Origin of the sequence: Rhizobium sp. SYY.PMSO, from assembly GCF_046840415.1 — a bacterium.
Lineage (GTDB): Bacteria > Pseudomonadota > Alphaproteobacteria > Rhizobiales > Rhizobiaceae > Rhizobium.
This window is the reverse complement of record NZ_CP177349.1, coordinates 391,859-408,918: the sequence shown is the minus strand read 5'-3', so window position 1 is coordinate 408,918 and position 17,060 is coordinate 391,859. Positions and strand designations below refer to the sequence as shown.

General features: G+C 62.0%; 20 protein-coding genes. 6 read left to right on the top strand and 14 right to left on the bottom strand.

Features of this window, described 5'->3' with window-relative positions; genetic code table 11:
* Nucleotides 1-70: 70 nt before the first annotated feature.
* The 6 genes from ACJJVH_RS01970 to ACJJVH_RS01945 all read right to left on the bottom strand — a co-directional run bounded on the left by ACJJVH_RS01970 (nt 71) and on the right by ACJJVH_RS01945 (nt 4,101).
* On the bottom strand, nt 71-622 hold the full coding sequence (locus tag ACJJVH_RS01970; protein ID WP_412064619.1) for a LemA family protein: 552 nt from the start codon (nt 620-622) through the stop codon (nt 71-73).
* 206 nt (nt 623-828) lie between these two features.
* Nucleotides 829-1,788, bottom strand: coding sequence for a glycine--tRNA ligase subunit alpha (locus ACJJVH_RS01965; RefSeq protein WP_113359773.1), 960 nt, complete (start codon nt 1,786-1,788; stop codon nt 829-831).
* Nucleotides 1,789-1,907: 119 nt separating this feature from the next.
* Nucleotides 1,908-2,099, bottom strand: coding sequence for a hypothetical protein (locus ACJJVH_RS01960; protein WP_112795524.1), 192 nt, complete (start codon nt 2,097-2,099; stop codon nt 1,908-1,910).
* Nucleotides 2,100-2,115: 16 nt separating this feature from the next.
* Nucleotides 2,116-2,976 (bottom strand): S49 family peptidase, encoded by an 861-nt coding sequence (locus tag ACJJVH_RS01955; RefSeq protein WP_113359771.1) that lies wholly within the window; start codon nt 2,974-2,976, stop codon nt 2,116-2,118.
* Nucleotides 2,977-3,085: 109 nt separating this feature from the next.
* Nucleotides 3,086-3,862 (bottom strand): methyltransferase, encoded by a 777-nt coding sequence (locus tag ACJJVH_RS01950; protein ID WP_113404941.1) that lies wholly within the window; start codon nt 3,860-3,862, stop codon nt 3,086-3,088.
* An 8-nt stretch (nt 3,863-3,870) separates the two neighbouring features.
* Nucleotides 3,871-4,101 carry a DUF2007 domain-containing protein gene (locus ACJJVH_RS01945; RefSeq protein WP_112795521.1) on the bottom strand — a complete coding sequence of 77 codons (231 nt, stop codon included), beginning with the start codon at nt 4,099-4,101 and terminating at the stop codon, nt 3,871-3,873.
* 108 nt (nt 4,102-4,209) lie between these two features.
* Here ACJJVH_RS01945 and ACJJVH_RS01940 point away from each other — a divergent pair, with 108 nt between their 5' ends.
* The 4 genes from ACJJVH_RS01940 to moaB all read left to right on the top strand — a co-directional run bounded on the left by ACJJVH_RS01940 (nt 4,210) and on the right by moaB (nt 8,681).
* On the top strand, nt 4,210-5,226 hold the full coding sequence (locus ACJJVH_RS01940; RefSeq protein ID WP_112795536.1) for a polyprenyl synthetase family protein: 1,017 nt from the start codon (nt 4,210-4,212) through the stop codon (nt 5,224-5,226).
* 124 nt (nt 5,227-5,350) lie between these two features.
* A complete protein-coding gene (locus ACJJVH_RS01935; protein WP_412064617.1) occupies nt 5,351-7,204 on the top strand; it encodes a tetratricopeptide repeat protein in 1,854 nt (617 codons plus the stop codon).
* 8 nt (nt 7,205-7,212) lie between these two features.
* Entirely contained in the window at nt 7,213-8,127 is a 915-nt protein-coding gene (locus ACJJVH_RS01930; protein ID WP_412064616.1) for a 4-(cytidine 5'-diphospho)-2-C-methyl-D-erythritol kinase, read from the top strand.
* On the top strand, nt 8,127-8,681 hold the full coding sequence (gene moaB / locus ACJJVH_RS01925; RefSeq protein ID WP_112795534.1) for a molybdenum cofactor biosynthesis protein B: 555 nt from the start codon (nt 8,127-8,129) through the stop codon (nt 8,679-8,681). Before ACJJVH_RS01930 ends, moaB begins: the two co-directional genes overlap by 1 nt.
* 287 nt (nt 8,682-8,968) lie before the next feature.
* Here moaB and ACJJVH_RS01920 read toward each other — a convergent pair whose 3' ends face one another.
* A complete protein-coding gene (locus ACJJVH_RS01920) occupies nt 8,969-9,487 on the bottom strand; it encodes a glycosyl transferase (RefSeq protein WP_112795519.1) in 519 nt (172 codons plus the stop codon).
* Between the two features lie 261 nt (nt 9,488-9,748).
* On the opposite strand from ACJJVH_RS01920, the gene ACJJVH_RS01915 reads away from it, so the two are divergent.
* Together ACJJVH_RS01915 and ACJJVH_RS01910 are read left to right on the top strand one after the other, a co-directional pair.
* Nucleotides 9,749-10,906 carry a PA0069 family radical SAM protein gene (locus tag ACJJVH_RS01915; protein ID WP_412064615.1) on the top strand — a complete coding sequence of 386 codons (1,158 nt, stop codon included), beginning with the start codon at nt 9,749-9,751 and terminating at the stop codon, nt 10,904-10,906.
* A gap of 116 nt (nt 10,907-11,022) precedes the next feature.
* Nucleotides 11,023-11,682, top strand: coding sequence for a ribonuclease HII (locus tag ACJJVH_RS01910; RefSeq protein ID WP_112795517.1), 660 nt, complete (start codon nt 11,023-11,025; stop codon nt 11,680-11,682).
* 4 nt (nt 11,683-11,686) lie between these two features.
* Here ACJJVH_RS01910 and ACJJVH_RS01905 read toward each other — a convergent pair whose 3' ends face one another.
* The 7 genes from ACJJVH_RS01905 to ACJJVH_RS01875 all read right to left on the bottom strand — a co-directional run bounded on the left by ACJJVH_RS01905 (nt 11,687) and on the right by ACJJVH_RS01875 (nt 16,924).
* Nucleotides 11,687-12,448, bottom strand: a complete 762-nt coding sequence (locus ACJJVH_RS01905) for a phosphotransferase (protein ID WP_412064614.1) — start codon at nt 12,446-12,448, stop codon at nt 11,687-11,689.
* A 353-nt stretch (nt 12,449-12,801) separates the two neighbouring features.
* Nucleotides 12,802-13,293, bottom strand: coding sequence for a F0F1 ATP synthase subunit B (locus ACJJVH_RS01900; protein WP_112795515.1), 492 nt, complete (start codon nt 13,291-13,293; stop codon nt 12,802-12,804).
* Between the two features lie 3 nt (nt 13,294-13,296).
* Complete coding sequence (locus ACJJVH_RS01895) at nt 13,297-13,890, bottom strand: F0F1 ATP synthase subunit B (protein WP_112795514.1); 594 nt, start codon at nt 13,888-13,890, stop codon at nt 13,297-13,299.
* Between the two features lie 78 nt (nt 13,891-13,968).
* On the bottom strand, nt 13,969-14,196 hold the full coding sequence (locus ACJJVH_RS01890; protein ID WP_004109844.1) for a F0F1 ATP synthase subunit C: 228 nt from the start codon (nt 14,194-14,196) through the stop codon (nt 13,969-13,971).
* A gap of 66 nt (nt 14,197-14,262) precedes the next feature.
* The gene (locus ACJJVH_RS01885) at nt 14,263-15,015 is read right to left on the bottom strand and encodes a F0F1 ATP synthase subunit A (protein WP_112795513.1); all 753 of its coding nucleotides are present in this window, start codon (nt 15,013-15,015) and stop codon (nt 14,263-14,265) included.
* Nucleotides 15,016-15,093: 78 nt separating this feature from the next.
* A complete protein-coding gene (locus ACJJVH_RS01880; RefSeq protein WP_112795512.1) occupies nt 15,094-15,438 on the bottom strand; it encodes an AtpZ/AtpI family protein in 345 nt (114 codons plus the stop codon).
* 307 nt (nt 15,439-15,745) lie between these two features.
* Nucleotides 15,746-16,924 (bottom strand): cell wall hydrolase, encoded by a 1,179-nt coding sequence (locus ACJJVH_RS01875; RefSeq protein WP_113371676.1) that lies wholly within the window; start codon nt 16,922-16,924, stop codon nt 15,746-15,748.
* Nucleotides 16,925-17,060 lie beyond the last annotated feature (136 nt).

Sequence of the window (17,060 nt, the reverse complement as noted above, 5' to 3'; positions counted from 1 at the left end):
CAGGAAGGCGGCCGCTGGCCGTCGGTCGGCTTCCTTTACCGCCTCGCATGAAAATCCGATAGCGGAAATCTCAGAACTTTACCGTCGGGACCGCGCGGTCCGCTTCGTTGGTGACCTCGAAATAGGCCTTCTTCGTGAAACCGAAGGGACCGGCGATGAGATTGTTCGGAAAGGTCTCGACCTTGACGTTCAGATCGCGCGCGGCACCGTTGTAGTAGCGGCGCGACACCTGGATTTCCCCTTCCACGCCCTCCAGAGAGCGCTGCAATTCGAGAAAGTTGGTGTTGGCCTTGAGGTCCGGATAGGCTTCGGCAAGGGCGATCACGCGGCCGAGGGCCTGCGACAACAAGCCTTCCACCTGGCCGCGGGCGGCGACATCCCCTGCCGGCACGGCCTGCGCCTTGTTGCGCAGTTCCACAACCTCTTCCAGGGTCTGCCGCTCGTGGCCGGCATAGCCTTTGACCGTCTCGACCAGATTGGGAATGAGATCGGCGCGCCGTTTCAACTGCACGTCGATGCCCGACCACGCCTCTTCGGCGACCTGGCGTGCGCGCACAAGTCCGTTATAGATGAAGACGACATAGAGCGCGGCCAGAACTATGATCGCGAGAAGAATATACATCTGGAATCCCCGTGGCGACTGCAACCACAGGGACAGTAGGCAGATTTGCCGGCAATGTCACCCCGGCTTCGCGATAACGGAGGCTTGGGACCGGATCGGCGAGCCGGGTCCCCGGAAATCGGCTTCGGCATCGCTCGGAGAGAAAAGCCCGCGAACCAGGGCCGTTGGGGGAGCGCGTGCTCATGCGCTCCTGCCCCGCTTCAGCCTCAAGCGGCCTGCTGGTTCCAGTTGACGCCGCCTGCATCCGTCAGCAGGAAAGCCTCGCCGCAAGCCTTGGCCAGCGTGCGTACCCGCAGGATATAGCTCTGGCGCTCCGTCACCGAAATGACGCCGCGGGCATCGAGCAGGTTGAAGACGTGGCTCGCCTTGATGCACTGGTCGTAGGCCGGGAAGACGCATTTGTGCAGGCGCTGGTTTTCGCTGTCGCCGGGTGCGCCGGCCGCCAGCAATGCCTGGCATTCCTTCTCGGCATCGATGAAGTGGCGATGCAGCATCTCGGTGTTGGCATATTCGAAATTATGCCGGGAATATTCCTGCTCGGCCTGAAGGAAGACGTCGCCATAGGTGATCTTGTCTTCGCCCTCGAGGCCGTTGAAATTCAGGTCGTAGACGCTGTCGACGCCCTGAACGTACATGGCAAGGCGCTCCAGACCATAGGTCAGCTCGCCGGCGACGGGGGCGCATTCGATGCCGCAGACCTGCTGGAAATAGGTGAACTGCGAGACTTCCATGCCGTCGCACCAGCATTCCCAGCCGAGACCCCAGGCGCCGAGCGTCGGGCTTTCCCAGTCGTCCTCGACGAAGCGGATGTCATGCAGGAGCGGATCGAGGCCGATCGCCTTCAGCGAGCCGAGATAAAGCTCCTGCAGATTCGGCGGATTGGGCTTCAGGATGACCTGATACTGGTAATAGTGCTGCAAACGGTTCGGGTTCTCGCCATAGCGGCCGTCGGACGGGCGGCGCGACGGCTGGACATAAGCTGCCCGCCAGGGCTTCGGGCCGAGCGAGCGCAGCGTGGTCGCGGGATGGAACGTGCCGGCGCCGACTTCCATGTCGTAAGGCTGCAGAACCGCGCAACCCTTGTCGGCCCAGTAGTTGTGCAGCGTCAGGATCAGCGCCTGGAAAGAGCGCTTCGGGTTCATGTTGTCAGGCACGTTGGCAGTCATGGGAATTGGTTTCTTCCGCTAGCGAATTGTTTGGCGGACAGGTGCCACGGCGGGGCGAACGGGTCAAGGCTTTGCAGTGCAAACGGCTATGCAGTCCGCCTCGGCCGCACTTGCAGGCCCTACTCATCCTCCCGCTTCACGCGGTATTCGCCGGTCTTCGGGTCTTTGACCAGCGTTCCCATGGCGCCGGTGCGGCGCTCCGTTTCGGCGCGACGGGATTTTTCGGCGAGCCGCTGGGCATCGCGCACGAAGCGCCGATACAGGAACCAGATGCCGCCGACGGCGATGATGAAGAAGATGATTTGGGGCATCAGGCCGCGCTCCCGACTATAATCCGTACCGGCTCCACAATGCCTTTTCCTCTGCCGTTTCCGCAAGCCCGGAGGCGATGCCGGCACCGAGGCCACCCATATTTCCGAGCGAAATGCCGGGAGCTTTGCGGCCGAAGAGACTGCGCGGCCCGGTGATCAAGGCCAGTCTGGTCTTGGCTCCGAAGCGCTTCCGCAGTTCCTGGCGCATATCGCCGAGGCCGTCGATGAGGCCGAGTTCCAACCCGCGCCCTCCGGTCCAGAAAAGGCCGGAAAACACCGTTTCGTCCGATGTCAGCTTGCCGGCGCGGCGCTCGCGCACCATGTCGATGAAGACCTTGTGGATCTCGAGCTGCAGGCTCTTCAGGTATTCGATGTCCTTTTCCTTCTCCGGCTGGAACGGGTCGAGGATCACTTTGTTCTCGCCGGCGGTATAGACGCGGCGCTCGACGCCGAGCTTTTTCAAAAGCTCCGGAAAACCGAAGCCGCCGGAGACAACGCCGATCGAACCGACGATGGAGGTGGCATCGGCAATGATCTCGTCGCCCGCCAGCGCGATCATGTAGCCGCCGGAGGCCGCGACATCCTCGATGAAGACCAGGACCTTCTTCTTTTTCTCGACAGCCAGATCGCGAATGCGGTTGTAGATCATCCGCGACTGCACCGGAGAGCCGCCCGGCGAATTGACGACGATGGCGACTGCCGGCGCCGCCTTCATGTCGAAAGCCTTTTCAAGTGCCTGCGATACGCCTGCCAGATTCAGCGACTGCCGCAGCGGACCGCCGCCGGACGAGATGACGCCGCTCAGACGGACGACGGGAACGATTACTCCCTCCTTGCGGAAGCGCTTCGGAAGCATGCGTCTCAAGAACCCAACCATTCGTCATCCCTGAATCATAAAGTTTGCTGCCCCGTGATGTATGCATGGAAACGGCAAACGCAACATTGCGGATCGCATTTCGTGTTTCGATGCTCAAGCGAACAATGGGTTATCGGCGCGGATAGGCGGCGCGGCCATTGTTCAGGTCATCGACGAAATCGGAGAATTTATGCGTTCCCTCGCCGTGCATGGTGAGCGGCGCGCGCAGCGCCAGCCTCGCCCGCGACCCCTTTATTCCCGTCACCAGAATGCGCACGGCATTCTCGCCTTCGCGCGGATGGATCGGCGTGATCTCGATGCCGCCGAAGCGGCGGCCGCAGGCGGCGATGATCTCGCCGATCGATTCCGGCCGGGCAATGAGCGAGAGCTGGCCGCCGGGGATCATGATCGCTCCCGCCGTGCGGATCCATTTCTCGAACAGCCCGTCGGTCATGGCATGCGCCTCGGCCTTCAGCGCGTCCGGCGTCAGCCTGTCGCTGGCGTCGTTGAAGGGCGGGTTCATGATGACGTGATGGAAACTGTCGTCGACCAGTCCCGCCTCGTTGCGATCCTTGCCTGTCAGGGTCACGTCAGCCTCGATGACCGAGATGCGGCCGGCGAGCCGGGCATTTTCCGGAAGCAGAAGGCTCTTGCGGGCAAACCCGGCCATATCGGGCGAGCGCTCGAAGAGCACCACCTCCGCCTGATCGAGCCGCGACGCCACGGCCATCCCGGCCGCGCCCGCACCCGCGCCGAGATCGGCGACCCTGATCGCACGCTCGTCGGCCACGAGAGCGGCGAGCAGCATGGCATCCATGCCGGAGCGATGGCCCCTGCCCTTCGGCTGGACGATATGGAAGGCGCCGCGATGAAAGGCATCGATGGTTTCCGAGGGGCCGCCGGTCATGACGAACCTCAGCCGCGCACCGGGCGCAGTTCGTCGCCGAGGCCGGCGTCGATCAGAATGCGCCGCGCCTGATCGGCACGCTCTTCCTCCACCAGAAAGCGGCGCGGCAGCATGCCGAGCGAGCCCTCGAGGATGCTCATAGCCTGATCGGCCACCAGGCAATGAATTCCGGCATCCTTCATCAGACTCTCCGCGAATGAGAGAAGGACCGGGTCGTTGGTGCGGATCAGCTCGTGCATAAGCCCTAGAATTCCTGTCAAATTTACGCGACGAGACAATTCGCCTCTTGCCGCCTCTTTCGCCCCTTCTTATTGTGCTTTGCAGAAAATGAACAGGAGTCCGGATCGTTGGGCGTCGTGATACCGCTGGAAGAAAGCAAGAATAAACTGGCATCCATCAAGCCCTTGGTGGATCTGACCAAGGCGGACATGGAACGCGTCAATCAGCTCATCCTGTCCAAGGCCGGCTCCGATGTGCAGATGATTCCCGAGGTTGCCGAGCATCTCATCTCCTCCGGCGGCAAGCGCCTGCGGCCGATGCTGACCATCGCCTCCGCGGCGCTCTACAACTATCAGGGCGACAATCACATCAAGCTCGCGACATCGGTCGAGTTCCTGCATACGGCGACGCTGCTGCATGACGATGTGGTCGACGAAAGCGACCTGCGGCGCGGCAGATCCACCGCCCGCATGATCTGGGGCAACCAGGCGAGCGTGCTGGTCGGCGACTTCCTGCTCGGGCAGGCTTTCCGCATGATGGTGGAAGTCGGCTCGCTCGAAGCGCTCGACGTATTGTCCTCGGCTGCCTGCGTCATCGCCGAAGGCGAAGTGCTGCAGCTCTCCGTCTCCAAGAACATGGAAACGACGGAAGACGATTATCTCTCGGTCATCCGCGCCAAGACCGCAGCACTCTTCGCCGCCGCCGCCGAAGTCGGTCCGATCGTTGCCAATGCCGGCAAGGCGGAGCGCAACGCATTGAAATCCTACGGCACCAATCTCGGTCTCGCCTTCCAGCTCGTCGACGACGCGCTCGATTACGGCGGCAAGGCGGCCGATCTCGGCAAAAATGTCGGCGACGACTTCCGCGAGGGCAAGATCACGCTTCCGGTCATCCTCGCCTACCGCCGCGGCACCGAGAAGGAACGCGCCTTCTGGCGTGATGCCATCGAAACCGGCAACAACAGCGACGAGAATCTCGAAAAGGCCCTCGGCCTGATCACGAAATACGGCGCGCTGGCCGACACGATTGCCCGTGCCGTGCACTACGGCACCATCGCCCGCGATGCTCTGGCGCCATTGCCGGAAACGCCTTGGAAATCAGCACTTCTGGAAGTGATCGATTTCTGCATCGAACGCGTGAATTGATAGCGGCGACCCGAATTTGTTGCAGGGCCGCTTCAAAAAAGCCATCCTGTTGTGAATCAGTTGACACGAATGCGTTATGCCGCCGGCGACTTCGCCGGCCATTTCCTCGATGAAAGGCTTTCTAATGCGGCAGAGACTTGCCATCCGTTTCCTCTCGGGCGTAGCCTTGGCGGCGATCCTCTCCGTGTCGGCCCTGACTGGCGCGCGAGCCGAGGACAAGCCGGCGGCGCCGGAGGTCAGCGCTCCGGTTACTTTCGATCCCGATAGCGTCGATACGTTCGCAGGCGCCTTCCTGGCCGCCCGCACCGCCGATGTCGATCACGACTACGACACCGCCATCGCGCTCTACAAGAAAGCGCTGATGATAGACCCCAGCAATCCGGAAATCCGCCAGCGGCTGATGATCTCGCTGCTGCTCAACGGCAATCTGGAGGAAGGCGTCAAATACGCCAACGAGTTGAAGAGCGATCCTTCCGTCGAGCGCGTTACGACGATCGTGCGCGGCATGGATGCCATCCGCCGCCACGAATACCGAACAGCTCAGGAAATCCTCAAATATAACGGTCCGAACGACCTCGACCGAATGATGGCCAGCCTGCTTTCCGCCTGGGCGCGCGCCGGTTCCGGCCGCGGCAAGGAAGCGATCTCGATGATCGACAAGATGAAGGGCCCGGACTGGTTCAACATCTTCAAGAACTATCATGCCGGCACCATCGCGCTGACGATGGGCGATCTGAAATCGGCACGCTCGCACCTGAACGACGCCATCCTCGACAAGACGGGCGGAGCGACCGCTCCCGATACCTTCATGCGCGCCGTCATGGCGCTCGCCCGTCTGGAAGCCAAGGCCGGCGACAAGCAGAAGGCTCTGGATGCGATCTCGGTCGGCGACAATCTCGTCAGCAATTATGCGCCGCTGAACGCGCTGCGCGACAGCATCACCAAGGGCGAGACGCCCGACCAGCAAGTCACCAACGCGACCGAGGGCGCGGCGGCCGTGCTCTTCACCATAGGTGCAGCCTTGAACCGCGACGGCGCCGAGGATGTCGTCTCGCTCTACCTGCAAATCGCCAATTCGCTCGACCCGAAGGCGGCCGACACGCTCGTCCTGCTCGGCGGCCTTGCCGAAAAGCAGGACCAGACCGATCGCGCCATCGCCTTCTACAAGAAGGTGCCGGACAATTCGCCGATGGCCCGCATCTCCGAACTGCAGCTCGGGCTTGCTCTCGCCCAGGCAGGCAAGGTCGACGATGCGCGCAAGCATCTGAAGGCGCTGATCGATTCCGATCCCAACGATATTCGCAGCTATCTCGCCTATGGCAGCGTTCTATCCGATGCCAAGGACTTCCAGTCCATGGCCGAGAACTACGACAAGGCCGTGCAGATCATCGGCCCGGTGCCGAAGCGCAGCGACTGGGCCGTGTTCTTCCAGCGCGGAATCGCCTACGAGCGGCTGAAGAAATGGCCCGAGGCCGAGCCGAACTTCAAGAAGGCGCTGGAGCTGAATCCGGACCAGCCGCAGGTGCTGAACTATCTCGGCTATTCCTGGGTCGACATGAACATGAACCTCGACCAGGGCCTGGACATGATCAAGAAGGCCGTCGACCTCAAGCCGGATGACGGTTACATCGTCGATTCGCTCGGCTGGGCCTATTTCCGCCTCAACCGCTTCGACGATGCGGTGAACGAGCTGGAGCAGGCCGCGCAGCTGAAGGCCGGCGACCCCACGATCAACGACCATCTCGGCGATGCCTACTGGCGGGTGAACCGCAAGCTCGAGGCCGTCTATCAATGGAACCGCGCGCTCGCCTCAAAGCCGGAAGAGGCCGATATTCCGAAGATCAAGGAAAAGATCGAGAAGGGCCTGCCGGCGCTCGATAACGACGCGAAAACCGTCGACAAGAGCAAGCAGCCCGATCCCGCACCCGCGCCGTCACCCGATTCGAACGCTCCGGCGCCGGTCGACAAGAAGTCCTAAGACTTTTCATGAACGCGATCTTGGCAGCGGGCGATTTCGACCTTTTGGAAGAGGCGCCCGCAAAGATCAATCTCGCGCTGCATGTGACGGGGCGTCGCGCCGATGGCTACCATCTGCTCGACATGCTGGTGAGCTTTGCCCATCAAGGCGACCGGCTTGCCTTTCGCGCGAGCGAGCGTGACGTCTTTACCCTTTCCGGGCGCTTTGGACCTTTTCTCGCGGCCGATGCGGAAACGGGCGATAACCTTGTTCTGAAGGCGCGGGATCTGCTGCGGCAGGCGGCCCAGGCGGCCGGCTTCGATGCGCCCGCTGTCCATATTCATCTGGAAAAGAACCTGCCGATCGCCTCTGGCATCGGCGGCGGCTCGGCGGATGCGGCAGCGGCGCTTCGCGGGCTGATGCGGCTGTGGCAGCTTGCCCTGCCCGATGACACGCTCAGGGCCATCGCCGTGAAGCTCGGCGCCGATGTGCCGATGTGCCTTGCCAGCCGGCCGCTGGTGGCGCGCGGGATCGGCGAGGCAATCGAATTGCTGCCGGCATTTCCCTCTTTTCCCATGGTTCTCGGCAATCCCCTTATCGGCGTATCGACGCCGGAGGTATTCCGCCGCCTCTCCCGCAAGGACAATCCGCCGCTGCTGCTGCCATCGCGGATGCCGCAGAGCCGGGGCGAATGGATCGATACGATCAAGACCCTGCGCAACGATCTCGAACCGCCGGCACGCTCGATCTGCCACGAGATTGCGGTGCTTTCCGGCCTGATCGACGATCAGGCCCCGGCCATGACGCGCATGTCCGGCTCCGGCGCGACATGCTTCGGCATCTTTGCCGATATGGAACAAGCAGAAGCAGCAGCAGCCTCGCTTCACAGGCAGAAGCCGGACTGGTATTTCCAGGTAACGGAGACGATCGCGGGAGAGGCATGATGGCAGGTTCGGGCAACGAAAGACCCTTCATTCCCGTCGGCATCGCTGTGCTGACCGTCTCCGATACGCGCACGCTTGCCGACGACAAATCAGGCGACACCCTGGTTGCGCGCATCGCGGATTCCGGCCACAGGCTGGCGGCCCGCGCCATCGTGCCCGACGACAAGGAACGGATCCGCGCCCAGGTGGAAGCCTGGACGAAGGACGATGCGGTCGACGTGGTGATTACCACCGGCGGCACGGGCTTCACCGGCCGCGATGTCACGCCCGAGGCGCTGGAACCCCTGTTCGAAAAACGCATGGACGGCTTTTCCGAAGTCTTCCACCGCATCTCCTACGACAAGATCGGCACGGCAACGATCCAGTCGCGAGCAACCGGCGGCGTCGCCAATGCCACCTTCATCTTCGTGCTGCCGGGTTCTCCCGGCGCGTGCAAGGATGCCTGGGACGGCATCCTGAAAGCACAGCTCGACTATCGGCACATGCCCTGCAATTTCGTGGAGATCATGCCGCGCCTGGACGAGCATCTGAGGCGAGGCGCCGGTTCTCGATAGCCCATCGGCAAGCCATTTGCAGCCGCCTTGGGCCTCGACGGATAAGGAATTTATTCCCATTCATCGGCCTTGAAATTAATGCGATTCCGTCAGCAGGCATCGCTGAGCGCCATCTCGATGCTACCGCTTTCGGCAGCACAGGTCTCCATGATCGTGCTCGGATCGTGCTTGCCGATAGCCGACAGCTTTTCGGAAAGATGGCCAGGAAATGCGACGCTATCGACGCGTCCGGATGGTCGGTCTCCCGGGAGGCGCAGGACTACCAATGGAATTCAGGGGATTGAGCTCTATCGCGCCGCTCTTGCGACCCAGGAAGGGATGAGTTCGCTTGCAAGCCTTCGGCTTTTTTGGCCTTTTGCGAATTCCGCCAGCCGCATGCCGGTTCTCGCAGCGGCGATGGCCTGCGGCTTGGACAGCAGCAATCCCAGTTCCAGCGGCGATGTACTGCGGCCGATACGCTTCAAAAAGGGCCGGCGATAACCGCGCGATGCGGTAAAGCGCGCCGGAACCTTGTTCAGCGAGACATATTCGGCGATCTCGTCGATCCAGCCGGCTTGCGGCCGGGCGCCGGGCTCGACCAGCAGCAGCCATTCGCCGCGCGCCGAACGCAGGATGTCCTTGATGTCCCACTGCGAATAGAACCGGCAGCCGGCCGCATCGGCCACGCGCGAGGTGCCGTCCCGCGAGCCGTGATCGAGCACGACGACATCGCAGACCAGCCCTTCGACTGCGCCTGCCACCAATGCCGCCAATGTCTGCGCCAGCTCGGGTTCCTGATCCTGGCATTCGATGATGACCGTCAACATTGCCCATTTATAGAGCGGCGCACAATTTATTGCCAGCGCCTAACCCTGTGAGTCCGCTTGTTTGAGCAAGGGCTTATATGTGGCTGAAAACTGCGTCCATGCGCCCACTCCTTTTGCCTTAACGCTATTCCCGACGGAAAAGTGCGGCGCGACATCTGTGCCGCGCCTCTTTTTTGTTCTTGCAATGTTCTCATTTGTCGGATAGGAATTTAATCATCTTAGACGCGGCGCGCGATGGCATGAGCCGCCCTGGAGCTACCGATGAACGAGCAATCCCTTGCAGGGCAGGCCGCATTCGCGCCTGCCAATACGGCAGACGTTGCCAACGCGCTGATCGCCGATACCGGCCTCAGGGTCGACGCCGAACGCCGGCGCGGGCGTGGCGCCGGATTGAACCCGAGCGGCCGGTTCGAGCCGCATCAGCGCGAGGCTTTCGATGACGGTTGGCAGAACTGGGAGGAGCTGCCGCCCTTCAAGACCGAAGTTCAGGTGGAAAAGCCGCGCACCGCCATCACCCGCAACGAATCGCCCGATATCCCCTTCGACCGGTCCATCAACCCCTATCGCGGCTGCGAGCATGGCTGCATCTATTGCTTCGCGCGGCCGACGCATGCCTATATGGGCCTGTCTGCCGGGCTGGATTTCGAATCGAAGCTGTTTGCCAAGCCGGATGCGGCAAAGCTTCTGGAGCGCGAACTGGCGAAGCCCGGCTACAAGCCCCGCGTCATCGCCATCGGCACCAACACCGACCCCTACCAGCCGATCGAGAAAGAATGGCGGATCATGCGCCAGATCCTCGAAGTGCTGAACAAGGCCAGCCATCCGGTCGCCATCGTCACCAAATCGGCGCTGGTCATGCGCGATATCGACATCCTCAAGGAAATGGCCGCCAGGAACCTCGTGCGGGTGGGTTTGTCGGTGACGACGCTCGACCGGAAGCTGGCGCGCGCCATGGAGCCGCGTGCAGCGACGCCGCCACGGCGGCTGGAGGCGATCCAGGCGCTCAGCGAGGCCGGCATTCGTACCTCGATCATGGTGGCCCCGATCATCCCTGCCCTCAACGATCACGAGATCGAGCGTATTCTTGACGCCGGCAGGGCGGCCGGTGCGCTGGAGGCGAGCTATGTCATCCTGCGGCTGCCTCTGGAGGTGAGCCCGCTGTTTCGCGACTGGCTGCTGCAGCATTATCCGGACCGCTACCGCCATGTCATGTCGCTGATCCGCTCGATGCGCGGCGGCAAGGATTACGATGCCGAATTCGGCAAACGCATGAAGGGCGCCGGGCCCTATGCCTGGCAGATCAGCCGCCGCTTCGAAATGGCGACGCGCCGGCTCGATCTCACGCGCCGCAACATCGCATTGCGCGACGATCTGTTCGTGCCGCCGGATGGCAGCGGCGTGCAGCTGTCGTTACTCTGACATTTTCAGTTTGACCTTCCCTGCGGGTTTTCCCTGTACCCGCTGGAAAGCCCCCGGTTCGCCGCCATGATCCACCGGGGCTTGCAGGAGATCGGGTGGTGTGCGAGCTTCGCCGCATGAAACGCAGCACATCACCCGATTCTCCAATGTTGTTCGAGGACGCTCCTCTCGTTCCGACTTTCGAGCTGGAACTGATTGCCCGCCGAGCCGGGCATTGGCCTGTCGCGGGAGCGGACGAGGCCGGCCGGGGGCCGCTCGCCGGGCCGGTCGTGGCAGCCGCCGTCATTCTCGATCCCGAGCGCATCCCGAATGGGCTGAACGATTCCAAGCAGTTGAGCGCCGCCAGACGCGAGGAGCTGTTCGTCGAGATTCTGGCAACGGCAACAGTATCCATCGCCTCGTCAAGCGCGAGCCGCATCGACACCACCGATATCCGCAAGGCGAGCCTGGATGCGATGCGCCGCGCCATTTGCGGGCTGGCGATCCGGGCAAGCTATGTGCTGACCGATGGGCTCGATGTGCCTACGGGCCTCGTCTGCCCCGGAAGGGCCGTCGTCAAGGGCGACGCGCGCTCCTTCTCGATCGCCGCCGCCTCGATCGTCGCCAAGGTGACGCGCGATCGGATGATGGCGCGCGCAGGCATCGTCTTCCCCGTCTACGGCTTTGCGGCCCATGCCGGCTACGGCACCGCGCAGCATCGCGCCGGCATCGAGCAGCATGGCCCCTGCTCCCTGCACCGCATGAGCTTCCGCCCTCTGCGCAAGGACGCGGTCTAGCGGTTCATTCGGTCAGCGCTGCGACGATCTCCGCCGACCGTTCCGCCACATAGGCGATATCGTCCCGATAGATGTGATCGTGCCCGTCCCGCAGGTTCCGGCGATAGCGCTCGCTGCCGCGCGCAGCCTCCCTTTCCATGAAGGCCAGCAGCGCCTCGAGCCGCTGGATGACGACATCCGGCATCTGGTTGCGCGCGTCAAACGGCAGCCCATAGGCGTCGAGGAAGATGCGTGCACGCCGGATCTGGCCGGCAAAGCTATCCAGTCCCTCGGCGGCCATGTTCACGGACAAGGGCGCCCAGCGATAAACGGCGTAGGCCAGATCCCACACCAGCGGGCCGGGATGGGCGGCCTCGAAATCGATGATGCCGGTCACGACGCCATCGTTCAAAACGACATTGTAGGGCGCAAAATCTCCGTGACAGATGATCTCGATCGGCGAACGGGACGGCAATTGCCACAGGTACGTCGCGTCCAGGCCGTTCAGAGCCAAAGCGGAGCTGTGATGATACCGGCGCAACAGCCGCGCAGCCGATCGCAGGGTCTGTTCGGAGCGCATCGCGGCATTGTCGGCGAGATCGCCGGTTACGCCCGGCAGATAGCCCACTCTCTCCCAGGTCTCATCGAATCCGTTCGGCGACGGGGCGGCATCGAAGCCGTGCAGCCGCAGTGAGGCCAGCAGCGCCTGCACGCCGGGTGTCCATGGGCGCACCCGCCTCAAGATCAGATTGCCTTGCCGAAATGGCCCATCGTCTGCTGCTGACATCTATCCCTCGCAGCCATGATTTAGCTGCCTGCTGCGGCGGCGATCAACCCGCGAAAGACCGATGGGCGATATCAAACCGCAGATCTGGATGGGTTGAAGCCCCTTATCGCCCGCACTCGTGATTTGAGGCTCCGGTCCATAGCCAACGCTCGCACGCCATAAGAGCCCGCTTCCTCGCGCGACTGCTCATTTGAGCTCTTTCAAGGCATCGATCGCCCGCTTTAACCCGACGCGAAAGCCGCCGGGCTTGCCGAAGGAGGTGCGGCCTCGAGATGCGGCGATGACGCGGCCTCTTCACCAACAAAAAAGCCCCACCGAAGCGGGGCTCTTCCAAATGTCGATCTTCCGCGCGCTTAGTTCAGGCGCGTCTTCACTTCCTTGACGGCATCGTTGAAGAGCCCGGATTGGACACCCCCGTCAGCCTTCTTCGCAAGGACAGATTCGGCAGCGGCGATCGCCAGATCGACGGCGGCGGAGCGAACCGCCTTCATCGCGTCGGCTTCAGCCTGCTTGATCTTCTGCTCGGACAGGGCCGTACGGTTGGCGACGAATTCCTCCGTCTTCTTCCTGGCTTCGGTCGTCAGCATTTCGGCTTCGCGCTCGGCGGCGGCGACGATGTTCGCCGCATCGGCTTCGGCTTCCTTGCGCTTGCGCTGATACTCGGCCAGCAGGTGCTGGGCCTCTTCGCGCAGGCGCTTGGCTTCCGCCAGTTCGTTGCGGATCTGATCGGCACGGTCGTCCAGCGACTTCGCCATCATGCCCGGAACCTTCAGGTAGACGATCAGGCCGATGAAGATGACGAGCGCGACGAATGCAAAGAAAGTTTCGTCAAGACCAAATGTCATAACTCAGCCCTCCCGCTTCGCAGATGCCGCGGCGACAGCCGAAGCGACATCGGCCTTGCCGGCGACATTGCCGACCAACTGCTCTACGACGGCGGAAGCAGTTTCTTCCGCAATCGCACCGACATCACCGAAAGCCTTTTCCTTGATTTCGGCGATGCGGGCTTCCGCAGCCTTGAGCTTTTCCGAAAGGCTTGCCTCGATGGTCTTGCGATCTTCCTCGGCCTTGACCTTGGCGGCATCGCGGGCCGAAGCACCGATCGAATTCGCCTTGGCGCGCGCGGCGGCCAGTTCGCTTTCGTAGGTGGCGACGGCGGCGTCGGCCTCGGCCTTCAGGCGCGAAGCTTCCTCGATATCCTGGGCGATCCGGTCGTGCCGGCTTTCCAGGATGCTGCCAACGCGCGGAATGACGATCTTCTGCATGGCCACGTAGAAGATGACGAAGGTGATCACCAGCCAAAGCAGCTGTGACGGATACGTCGTATGGTCAAACGGCGGGAAAACGCCGGCGTGATGGCCTTCATTCGGCGCACCCGTTTCCGTATGCACCTCGCCAGTGGCCGGCGGTGCTTCGTCAGCATATGCCGGGGTCACAAACATGCTCACCTCCAGGTGGTCTGCAAATACAAAGAATCACGGCTCGCTGACCGCGAACCGTGATCTATGACGCCGCTGATATCAGACAGCGAAGAGCAGGAGGAGAGCGATGAGCAGCGAGAAGATGCCCAGAGCTTCCGTAACGGCGAAGCCGAATACCAGGCGGCCGAACTGGCTGTCAGCAGCCGACGGATTGCGCAGTGCGCCGGACAGGTAGCTGCCGAAGATATTGCCGAGGCCGAGAGCCGTGCCGGCCATACCAAAGCAAGCCAAACCTGCGCCGATGAACTTTGCTGCTTCCGCGTCCATGTTGAACTCCTTTGAAATGGTTGTGCGGTGAATGACTGACGCCCTTAGACGCCAATGTCTTTATCCTTAGTGGCCACCCGGATGGATTGCGTCGTTGAGGTACATGCAAGTCAGCACCGCGAAGACGTAAGCCTGGAGGAAGGCGACAAGGAACTCGAGACCGGTGAGGGCGACGGTCATGATGAGGGGAAGGATGGCGCCACCGATGCCGAGCGCGCCGAGGGCTCCGAGCGAGGCGACGAAGCCCGCGAACACCTTGAGCGTGATATGGCCGGCCAGCATGTTGGCGAAAAGACGAACGGAGAGCGAAATCGGGCGCGACAGGAAGGAGATGATCTCGATCACCACCACCAGCGGCAGAAGCACGCCGGGGACGCCCTGCGGCACGAAAAGCTTGAGGAAGCCGAAACCGTGCTTGATGAAGCCGTAGAGAATAACCGTCAGGATGACCAGCAGCGCCAATGCGAAGGTGACGATGATCTGGCTGGTGACGGTATAGAAATAAGGAACCATGCCGAGCAGGTTCGCGGTCAGCACGAACATGAAGAGCGAGAAGACCAGCGGGAAGAACTTCATTCCCTTCGTTCCCGCCCCTTCCTTCAGCATCGAGGCGATGAACTCGTAGGCCATTTCGGCGACCGACTGGGCGCGGCTCGGAATGACGCTGCGCGGCGCGCTGGCGAAATAAAGGAAGCCGGCGGAAATCACTGCGGAGGCGACCATGAACAAGGAAGCGTTGGTGAACGAAAAATCAATTCCGCCGATGTCGATCGGGATAATCTTGAAGATCAGGAACTGATGGGTAGGTCCGTTTGCCACCGCTGGTTCTCTTTCATTTTCCCGCTCCACCGAGCGGATGCCTCTCACCAGGAAACAACGCCGCAGCGTTGCGTCCGCTCATTTCTTATCTGTCTTGCGCTCGTCAAGCGCGGGTGTCGCCACCTTGCCTGCGGAACGCAGCACATTCAGCACGCCGGCACAGAATCCGAGAAGCAGAAAAACAATCATGCCCCACGGCGTCGTACCGATAAAACGGTCGAAGACATAGCCCAGAACAACGCCAACGATGATTGCGGCAATGAATTCACTGGAAAGCTTCATCGCCTGGGCATAGCCTTTACGGCTTTCCTCGGCGCGAACCTCCCCGCGTTCACCCTCTCTCACCGCGGCGCGCTTGGTTGCCAGTTCGGCTCCCAGCTGCGCACGCCGCTGTTCCAGACCTTCTTCGCGATCATCCGTCATGGTGGCATCCTCCCCTTATTCGTTGCGCGTCATCCCAACACCCCGGTCAACGCGTAAACGAACAGCAGGTTTCACCACCTTTCGGCCCGTTTTGAAGTCGCGCGCAACATAGTTTTAGGAAAAAGCATAGTCAAGGCGTAGACGCCATCTGTCCAGCCATAAATTAGCCTAATTAAATCATGATCTTAGACGGAAAGAGCCGTATCTGTCGAAAACTGAGCCGAAGAATCCCCTTCAGCCCATGCTTTTCTGCGGCTTTTTTGCCGACTGCGGCGCACTTTCGGCCGCCTCCAATTCGCCGCCGGGCTCAGCTCCAGCCGCCGCCATAGGTCCTGTAAAAGATGTGCATCCCTATGCGGCCGACCTTCACCATTTCAGCCGCCCATTTCGGCCGCACATAGACGGCATGATAATGCGTGGCGGAGCCGACTTCCGGCAGCCAGATCTTGCCGGCGGTGACTGCCATGGCGACCTGACGGGCGATGCGCCAGTGCTCGGGCGAATTGACCTTCTCCTTGACGTTGTCGCAGGCGAAGGAGAACTGGCAAGCGTTGTGCCAGTCTTCATTCTGATAGACGACCCCGCAGATGGTCTTGGGATAGGCAGGATTGCGGACGCGGTTCAGAATGACCTGGGCGACGGCCGCCTGCCCCTTCACCGATTCCCCGCGCGCCTCGAAATAAATGCCGGTGGCGAGGCATTGCTGTTCATCCGAGGAGAAGACCGAGGGCGGCAGGACATTGGCGGCCCAGGCATGGTCCTTCGGACCGATTTGCGGCACGAAGCGGCCTGCGCCGTCCTGATCCCTGGCAAGGATCGAATCGAAGGGCGACACCCGCGCGTAGTCCGGCGCCGGCGAGGCGTAGGCCGCGGCCAGAATATCGGCGTTCTGGTTGGTGACCAGGTTTGCCAGGTAGGAGGGCATGCCGTCATCCGGCTTCGGCGGCTGCTTCTTGTAGAAGGCCGTTGCAATCTGGATTTCCTTGCCGCCGAGCTTGGGCTTCAGGAATGCCGTGCGCTCGCCTGTATCGGATTCCGGCCGAAACAGCATGCTTTCACGCTGCAGCACCGAGCCTGCCGAAAAATCCTTCGGCGGCTGCATCGGCGTGACGGCCACGACGCGGCCCTTCTTGTCCTGCCGGTTGACGCGATCTTCGTCCGGGCGCGGATCGCTGCCCTTCCGTTCGGACTGGAATGCCACCCGCCGTCCGTCCGGCAGCACCAGACCGCCATCCCCGATAGCGGCCGACGCCCTTGCGTCGCCGAAAGCCAGTTCCGCCTGATGGGTCGAGCCGGCCGGCGAGTTGGTCATCACCATGCGCCAGTTGGCCCCTTCCCGGTCTATCCCCGCAAGCAGGCCGGCAAGATCGCCATAGGCGGCGTTCGACGGGAAGATCAGCCAGGCGCAAAGGCCGAAGACGGCTGGAGAAATCCAGTTCTTGGGCAGGACCCTCAATTTTCGGCTGACATAACGCGAGCGAGACAACACCGGACTCCAAACGGCACTCGAAACCAGGAGCCTGAATAATCTCTCATTAACCTTGATGGATGGTTAATTCGAGCGGATCTGTGTTCATGAGTGTGACGCCGCGGCAAGCCGGGCGCCGAACGATCCACCCGGT

Excerpts from the sequence above, each read along its gene's own strand:
- ACJJVH_RS01970 (WP_412064619.1), bottom strand. The coding sequence starts at position 622 with ATGTATATTCTTCTCGCGATCATAGTTCTGGCCGCGCTCTATGTCGTC.
- ACJJVH_RS01965 (WP_113359773.1), bottom strand. The coding sequence starts at position 1,788 with ATGACTGCCAACGTGCCTGACAACATGAACCCGAAGCGCTCTTTCCAG.
- ACJJVH_RS01960 (WP_112795524.1), bottom strand. The coding sequence starts at position 2,099 with ATGCCCCAAATCATCTTCTTCATCATCGCCGTCGGCGGCATCTGGTTC.
- ACJJVH_RS01955 (WP_113359771.1), bottom strand. The coding sequence starts at position 2,976 with ATGGTTGGGTTCTTGAGACGCATGCTTCCGAAGCGCTTCCGCAAGGAG.
- ACJJVH_RS01950 (WP_113404941.1), bottom strand. The coding sequence starts at position 3,862 with ATGACCGGCGGCCCCTCGGAAACCATCGATGCCTTTCATCGCGGCGCC.
- ACJJVH_RS01945 (WP_112795521.1), bottom strand. The coding sequence starts at position 4,101 with ATGCACGAGCTGATCCGCACCAACGACCCGGTCCTTCTCTCATTCGCG.
- ACJJVH_RS01935 (WP_412064617.1), top strand. The coding sequence starts at position 5,351 with ATGCGGCAGAGACTTGCCATCCGTTTCCTCTCGGGCGTAGCCTTGGCG.
- ACJJVH_RS01930 (WP_412064616.1), top strand. The coding sequence starts at position 7,213 with ATGAACGCGATCTTGGCAGCGGGCGATTTCGACCTTTTGGAAGAGGCG.
- moaB (WP_112795534.1), top strand. The coding sequence starts at position 8,127 with ATGGCAGGTTCGGGCAACGAAAGACCCTTCATTCCCGTCGGCATCGCT.
- ACJJVH_RS01920 (WP_112795519.1), bottom strand. The coding sequence starts at position 9,487 with ATGTTGACGGTCATCATCGAATGCCAGGATCAGGAACCCGAGCTGGCG.
- ACJJVH_RS01915 (WP_412064615.1), top strand. The coding sequence starts at position 9,749 with ATGAACGAGCAATCCCTTGCAGGGCAGGCCGCATTCGCGCCTGCCAAT.
- ACJJVH_RS01910 (WP_112795517.1), top strand. The coding sequence starts at position 11,023 with ATGAAACGCAGCACATCACCCGATTCTCCAATGTTGTTCGAGGACGCT.
- ACJJVH_RS01905 (WP_412064614.1), bottom strand. The coding sequence starts at position 12,448 with ATGTCAGCAGCAGACGATGGGCCATTTCGGCAAGGCAATCTGATCTTG.
- ACJJVH_RS01900 (WP_112795515.1), bottom strand. The coding sequence starts at position 13,293 with ATGACATTTGGTCTTGACGAAACTTTCTTTGCATTCGTCGCGCTCGTC.
- ACJJVH_RS01895 (WP_112795514.1), bottom strand. The coding sequence starts at position 13,890 with ATGTTTGTGACCCCGGCATATGCTGACGAAGCACCGCCGGCCACTGGC.
- ACJJVH_RS01890 (WP_004109844.1), bottom strand. The coding sequence starts at position 14,196 with ATGGACGCGGAAGCAGCAAAGTTCATCGGCGCAGGTTTGGCTTGCTTT.
- ACJJVH_RS01880 (WP_112795512.1), bottom strand. The coding sequence starts at position 15,438 with ATGACGGATGATCGCGAAGAAGGTCTGGAACAGCGGCGTGCGCAGCTG.